The organism is Streptomyces milbemycinicus, assembly GCF_002154605.1.
GTDB classification, from domain to species: Bacteria; Actinomycetota; Actinomycetes; order Streptomycetales; family Streptomycetaceae; genus Streptomyces; species Streptomyces milbemycinicus.
Window position 1 is genome coordinate 25,141 of sequence record NZ_MUNE01000502.1, and the last position, 7,004, is coordinate 32,144.

A 7,004-nucleotide genomic window follows, 5' to 3' on the forward strand; every position below is an offset into this window, starting at 1 on the left:
CCTCCCCGCACAGCAGCCGCCGGCCTTAGAGCCGTGCGCCACCAGCACCTGGAGACCGCACGTGAAGATCACCGGATACGAACTCTTCCTCGTCGAACCGCGCTGGCTCTTCCTGCGCATCGACACCGACGAGGGCATAGCCGGCTGGGGCGAGCCCATCGTCGAAGGCAAGGCACGCACCGTGGCCCAATGCGTCGAGGAGATGTTCGACTACCTCATCGGGCAGGATCCCACCCGCATCGAGGAACACTGGCAGGTCCTCGCCAAGGGCGGCTTCTACCGCGGTGGCGCCGTCCTCAACAGCGCCCTGGCGGGCATCGACCAGGCGCTGTGGGACATCGCGGGCAAGGCGCTCGGCGTCCCGGTCCACCAGCTTCTCGGCGGCCATGTGCGCGACCGGGTGCGCATCTACGGCTGGGTGGGCGGGGAGACCTTGCAGGAGTTGGCCGAGTCGGCTGCCGAGCAGGTCGCGAAGGGCCTGACCGCGGTCAAGATGAACCCCTGCGGTCAGCTGGAGCCGCTGGACACGCCGGCCACCATCAACGCCATGGTGGCCCGGGTGGCCGCGGTACGAGAGGCCGTCGGGCCGGAGTGCGATGTGGCGCTGGACTTCCACGGCCGCTTCAGCGGGGCCATGTCCCGCCGCGTGCTGCCGCTTCTCGAGCCGCTGCTGCCGATGTTCGTGGAGGAACCGGTCCTGCCGGAGTTCACCCAGGACCTCGGCGCCGTGGTGCGCTCCACCTCGATCCCCATCGCCACCGGCGAGCGGCTCTACTCCCGCTGGGACTTCCGCTCCGTGCTGTCCGACGGCATCGCCGTGGCCCAGCCCGACATCAGCCACGCCGGGGGCATCTCCGAGACCCGGCGGATCGCGGCCATGGCGGAGGCCCATGACGTCCTGGTCGCGCCGCACTGCCCGCTCGGCCCGATCGCCCTGGCCGCGAGCCTGCAACTCGACCTCGCCGTCCCCAACTTCCTCATTCAGGAACAGGCGCTCGGCATCGGATACGGAGACAGCAGCGGGCTGCTGAACTACCTCCTCGACCCCTCGCCCTTCACGCCCGAGGCCGGCTACATCCCCCGGCTGACCGGGCCCGGCCTCGGTATCACCATCGACGAAGACGCCGTACGTGCCGCCGCCGAGCGCGGACACAGCTGGCGCAACCCCGTGTGGCGCAACGCCGACGGCTCCCTGGCCGCCTGGTAGCGGCCGGCGGTACGCGCGAAGCAGCGGGTGGCGGCGGCCGGCCATCGCTGTCGCCCCCGCCCGCGGTCCTTTAAACGAGCTGGAGAAGTAACTCATGCCTGTTTTCCGCATCGCTGAAGCCGCCCTCGAGATCCAGCAGGGGCACGAAGTCCTCCGGGTCGAACCATGGGGCGCCGACAGCGCCCGGGTGCGCGCCGCCCGGTACCGCATCCCCGCCGAGAGCATCGGGGCCCTGGACGAGCGCCCGCCGTCGGCCGACGACACCGTGTCGGTGAGCGCCGGCGACTCCTCCGGTGTCCTCGTCCACGGGGAACTCACCGTCTCGGCCGTCCACCACTGGGACCAGGTGCGGCTGACCTTCACCCGCACCAGCACGGGCGAGGAACTGCTCGCCGAGCAGACCCGCGGCTGGCAGGGCAACCGCACGGGCGTGTACGAGGCCCAGCAGCGGTTCGCCGCATACCCCGGGGAGCGGCTGTACGGCCTCGGCCAGCACGCCCACGGCAGGCTCGACCACAAGGGCCTCCGCCTGGACCTCGTGCAACGCAACGGCGAGGTCAGCATCCCGTTCGTGCTGTCCAGCCGTGGCTACGGCCTGCTGTGGAACGTGCCCGCCCTGGGCTCCGTGGAGTTCGCCGAGAACGGCACCTGCTGGACGGCCGACCAGACCCGCGAGATCGACTACTGGATCACCGCCGCCCCCACCCCGAAGGAGATCCTGGCCCGGTACGCCGACGCCACCGGCCACGCCCCCGAACTGCCCGAGTGGGCCAGTGGCTTCTGGCAGTGCAAGCTGCGCTACCGCACCCAGGACGAACTCCTGGCCGTCGCCCGCGAACACCGACGCCGGGGCCTGCCGATGTCCGTGATCGTCACGGACTACTTCCACTGGTCGGCCATGGGCGACTACCGCTTCGACGAGGCGGAGTGGCCCGACCCGAAGGCCATGGTCGACGAACTGGCCGACCTGGGCGTGGAGCTGATGGTCTCGGTCTGGCCCACCGTCTCACCGCTCTCGGAGAACTACGCCGCCTTCCGCGACCGGGGTCTGCTCCTCGGCTCCGACCAGGGCGCCGAGTTCCACCACCTCGTCCAGGACAAGGGCATGGCCACACAGATGCCCGTCGCCGTCTACGACCCGACCAACCCGGACACCCGTTCCTTCGTATGGGACCTGATCCGCCGCAACTACCTCGACCTCGGCATCCGCGTGTTCTGGCTGGACGCCTGCGAGCCCGAACTCGTCCCCGCCCACCCGGCGAACCTCACGCTGTACGCCGGTCCGGGCGCACAGGCCACGAACGTGTTCCCCCGCGACAACGCACGCCTGTTCGCGGAGGGCATGGCCGCCGCCGGACAGCCGGGCACGGTGCTGCTGTCCCGGTCCGCCTGGGCCGGCGCGCAGAAGTACGGGGCCGCCGTCTGGTCCGGCGACATCCCCGCGACCTGGGACTCCCTGAGGCGGCAGGTGCGTGCCGGGCTGTCCATCGCCGTCTCGGGCATCCCCTGGTGGACCACCGACATCGGAGGCTTCCAGGGCGGGGACCCGGACGACTCCGGCTACCGGGAGCTGATGATCCGCTGGTTCCAGTACGGCGCCTTCTGCCCGCTCTTCCGGCTGCACGGCGACCGCGAACCACGCATGCCATGGGGCCACGCCCAGACCGGCGGCCCCAACGAGGTCTGGTCGTACGGCGAGGAGGCCTACGAGATCCTCAGCGCCCATCTCCATCTGCGGGAGCGGCTGCGGCCCTACCTCCACGAGCAGATGCGCACGGCCTCCGAACACGGCACCCCGCCGATGCGGCCGCTCTTCGTCGACTTCCCGCACGACCAGGCCGCCTGGACGGTCGACGACCAGTTCATGTTCGGCCCCGACATCCTCGTCGCCCCTGTCACCATTCCCGGTGCGTCCGAGCGGCAGGTGCACCTCCCCGAGGGCGTGACCTGGACCGACGCCTGGACCGGCCGCGAACACGCCGGCGGCGCCACCGTCACCGCCCACGCCCCGATCGAGCGCATCCCCGTGTTCGTCGCGCAGGGGGCCGATGTGCTGGGGCTCTTCACACCGGCGGAACCGGCGCACCGCTGACCGCGGACCCCGAGCCGCCGCCAGCCCGCTCACCTCTCTTGACACCCTCGCAATGCGATGCAAGTTTTTTATCGATACAAACACTCATCCTGGAGTACCTCCGTGCCGAACGCCACCGCGGTCATCAACCTCGACATCGAGGGCCCGAAGATCAACCGCCATATCTACGGCCACTTCGCCGAACACCTCGGCCGCTGCATCTACGACGGCTTCTGGGTCGGGGAGGACTCGCCGATACCCAACGAGGGCGGCATCCGCCTGGACATCGTGCAAGCGCTGCGGGCCCTGAACATCCCCAATCTTCGCTGGCCCGGCGGTTGTTTCGCCGACGAGTACCACTGGAAGGACGGCATCGGCCCCAGGGAGCAGCGTCCCAGGATGGTGAACACGCACTGGGGCAACGTGGAGGAGAACAACCACTTCGGCACGCACGAGTTCATGGCCCTGTGCGAGCTGCTCGGCGCCGAGCCGTACATCAGCGGCAACGTGGGCAGCGGCACCGTCCAGGAGATGAGCGAGTGGGTGGAGTATCTGACTCGTGACGGCGACAGCCCCATGGTGGGGCTGCGCAAGGCCAATGGCCGCGATGAGCCCTGGCGGGTGAAGTTCTGGGGCATCGGAAACGAGACCTGGGGCTGCGGCGGCAATATGCGCGCCGAGTACTTCGCCGACCTGGCCCGTCAGTACTCCACGTACTGCCGGGACCACGGCGACAACAAGCTCTACCGCATCGCCTCCGGTGCGAACGCGGACGACTACAAGTGGACCGAGACGCTGATGCAGCAGATCAGCTGCTTCGGCTGCGAGGCCACCCCGCGCAACTTCTTCCAGGGGCTCTCCGTCCACTACTACACGATGGCCGGCCCCTGGGACGCGAAGGGCAGCGCCACCGTCTTCGAGGCGGACGACTACTACCGGACGATGCTCTCCGCCCGGAAGATCGACCGCATCCTCACCGGACACTCCACGGTCATGGACATCTACGACCCCGGCCGGTCGGTCGGCCTGGTCCTGGACGAGTGGGGCACCTGGTGGGACGTCGAGCCGGGCACTAACCCCGGCTTCCTGTACCAGCAGAACACCCTGCGTGACGCACTGGTGGCCGGCACCCACTTCGACATCTTCCACAAGCACGCAGCCCGCCTGTCCATGGCCAACATCGCCCAGACCGTCAACGTCCTCCAGGCGATGGTGCTCACCGACGGCGACGCGCTGGTCCTGACCCCGACCTACCACGTGTTCGAGATGAACAAGGGCCACCAGGACGCCACCTCGCTCCCCGTCCACCTGCGCACCGAGAACGCCCGCCGCCGCGTCGGGGACACCGAACTGGACACCCTGTCCGCCTCCGCCAGCGTCAAGGACGGCACGGTCCTCGTCTCACTGTCCAACCTGGACGCCGAGGAGCCCGCCGAGGTGACACTCGACCTGCGCGGCGGCACCGTCGGCGAACCGACCGCCCGCCTCCTGACCGCCAACCGGCTCCAAGCCCACAACACCCCGGAGGCACCGGAGGCCGTCCACCCTCGCGCCTTCGACGACCTGAAGGTCACCGACCGGGGCCTGACCCTGACGCTGCCGCCCCACTCGTTCCTCACCGTCCAGGCGCCCCTGGCCTGACCGGCGCACCACCGCCCATTCCCGGGCCCAAGGAGTAGACGACGATGACTGAATCCACCGGACCCGCCGAGACGGTCGTCGAGGTGGACACGAACGCACCGGGCACCGCCATCTCGCCCGATCTGTTCGGAGTGTTCTTCGAGGACATCAACTACGCGGCGGACGGCGGTCTCTACGCCGAGCTGGTGCAGAACCGGTCCTTCGCCTACAGCCCCGCCGACCGGCCCGAATGGCACGCCCTGACCGCCTGGGAACTGCTGGAACGGGACGGCGCCACCGGGTCGGTCACGGTGTCCACCGACGCACCAGTGCATACGGCCAGCCCGCACCACGCGGTGCTGCGCACCACCGCCGCCGGTGCGGCGGGCCTCGGGGCGGGGCTGCGCAACGAGGGTTTCGACGGCATCGCCGTCCGGGCGGGCGAACGCTACGACGTCAGCCTCTTCGCCCGCCTGGCGGACGGGGCCGCGGACCGTCTGGTGGCGCGGATCGAGAGCCGGGACGGCAGCCGGGTCCACGGCCAGGCGGAGCTGGGCCCGCTCCACGGGGCCTGGCAGCGCCACACGGCGGTGATCACATGTGAGGGGACCGACCAGGACGCCAGGCTCGCCGTGGTGGCGTCCGGGGTCGGGACCGTCCATCTGGACCTGGTCTCGCTCTTTCCGCAGGCCACCTTCCGCGGTCGGCCCGGCGGGCTGCGCGCCGACCTGGCGCAGGCAATCGCGGACCTGAAGCCGAAGTTCGTGCGTTTCCCCGGTGGCTGTGTCGCGCACGGGCTGGGACTGGCCAACATGTACCGCTGGCCCGCCACCATCGGACCGGTGCAGGACCGTCGGCAGCTGTCCAACCTATGGGGCTATCACCAGTCGATGGGCCTGGGCACTTACGAGTACTTCCAGTTCTGCGAGGACATCGGAGCCAAGCCGCTGCCCGTCGTGTCGGCCGGGGTCTGTTGCCAGAACACGCGGGTGACCGGCCAGGTCGGGCTTCCCGAGGAGGAGATGCCCGGCTATATCGAAGAGGTACTGGCCCTGGTGGAGTGGGCCAACGGCCCCGCCGATTCCCCATGGGGCGCCCTGCGCGCCGCCGCCGGGCACCCCGAGCCGTTCGGCCTCGAATACCTGGGGGTGGGTAACGAGGACACCATCACCGATACCTTCCGCGACCGCTTCTCCCGTATCCACGACGCCCTGAGCGAGCACCACCCCGAGATCACGGTCGTCGGCACCGTGGGCCCTTCGCCCTGCGGTGACGAGTGGGAGAAGGGCTGGGCGTTCGCGCGCGAACGGGGTGTCCCGGTCGTCGACGAACACTCCTACAAATCCCCGCGCTGGTTCCTGGAGAACACCCGCCGCTTCGACACGATGGACCGCCAAGGCCCGCACCTGTACATCGGTGAGTACGGGAGCTGGGGCAACCACGGCCGCAGCGCGGTCGCGGAGGCGGCCTACATGATCGCCATGGAGCGCAACGGCGATGTCGTCCGGCTGGCCTCCTACGCGCCGCTGCTCGCCAAACGCGGCCACACCCAGTGGGCGCCCGACCTGATCTACTTCGACAACACCGACGTCTGGCCCACCCTCAACTACCACGTCCAGCGGATGCACTCGGCGAACTCCGGGGACACCGCCCTGCCGGTCACCGTCGCCGGAGCGCCCCAGGCGCCGCCCGTCCCCGACGCCGCCCGGCACGGTGTCCACATCGGGACCAGCGCGGACACCCGCGCCGAGTTCACCGACGCCCGTATCGGCCCCCTGGGCGCCGAGCCCGCACCGGCCCGGGATCTCGCCGGCTGGGACACCGAATCCGGCACCTGGGAGCCGGACGGCGCGGGCGGCATCCGGCAGACGGCGAACGGCAACGGCGCCAGACTGCTGCTGGCGGAGGCGGCAGACGGCCCGTCGTACGCCTTCTCGGTGCGGGCCAGGAAGAACGGCGGCGGCGAAGGCTTCGTCATCGGCTTCGCCGTGACCTCGCCCGGCAACTGGTACCAGTGGTCGGTCGGCGGCTGGCAGAACCGCTGGACGCGCCTCCAGCGCGTGGACGACGGCGTGCTGCACGACCTCAACGACCCCGTGGCCGTCC

4 protein-coding genes are annotated in these 7,004 nt (G+C 70.1%); all 4 read left to right on the forward strand.

Going from position 1 to position 7,004, the window contains the following annotated elements; translation table 11 throughout:
- Positions 1 to 61 precede the first annotated feature (61 nt).
- On the forward strand, positions 62 to 1,207 hold the full coding sequence (gene dgoD / locus CCN51_RS35615; protein WP_014173926.1) for a galactonate dehydratase: 1,146 nt from the start codon (positions 62 to 64) through the stop codon (positions 1,205 to 1,207).
- A gap of 94 nt (positions 1,208 to 1,301) precedes the next feature.
- Complete coding sequence (locus CCN51_RS35620; protein ID WP_014173927.1) at positions 1,302 to 3,299, forward strand: glycoside hydrolase family 31 protein; 1,998 nt, start codon at positions 1,302 to 1,304, stop codon at positions 3,297 to 3,299.
- A gap of 102 nt (positions 3,300 to 3,401) precedes the next feature.
- Positions 3,402 to 4,919, forward strand: a complete 1,518-nt coding sequence (locus tag CCN51_RS35625; RefSeq protein ID WP_014173928.1) for an alpha-N-arabinofuranosidase — start codon at positions 3,402 to 3,404, stop codon at positions 4,917 to 4,919.
- Positions 4,920 to 4,963: 44 nt separating this feature from the next.
- Positions 4,964 to 7,004 (forward strand): alpha-L-arabinofuranosidase C-terminal domain-containing protein (locus tag CCN51_RS35630; protein WP_086860529.1); only part of this gene is annotated, 2,041 nt, incomplete at its 3' end.

Coding starts and splice junctions, on each gene's coding strand:
- CCN51_RS35620 (WP_014173927.1), top strand. CDS start 1,302: ATGCCTGTTTTCCGCATCGCTGAAGCCGCCCTCGAGATCCAGCAGGGG.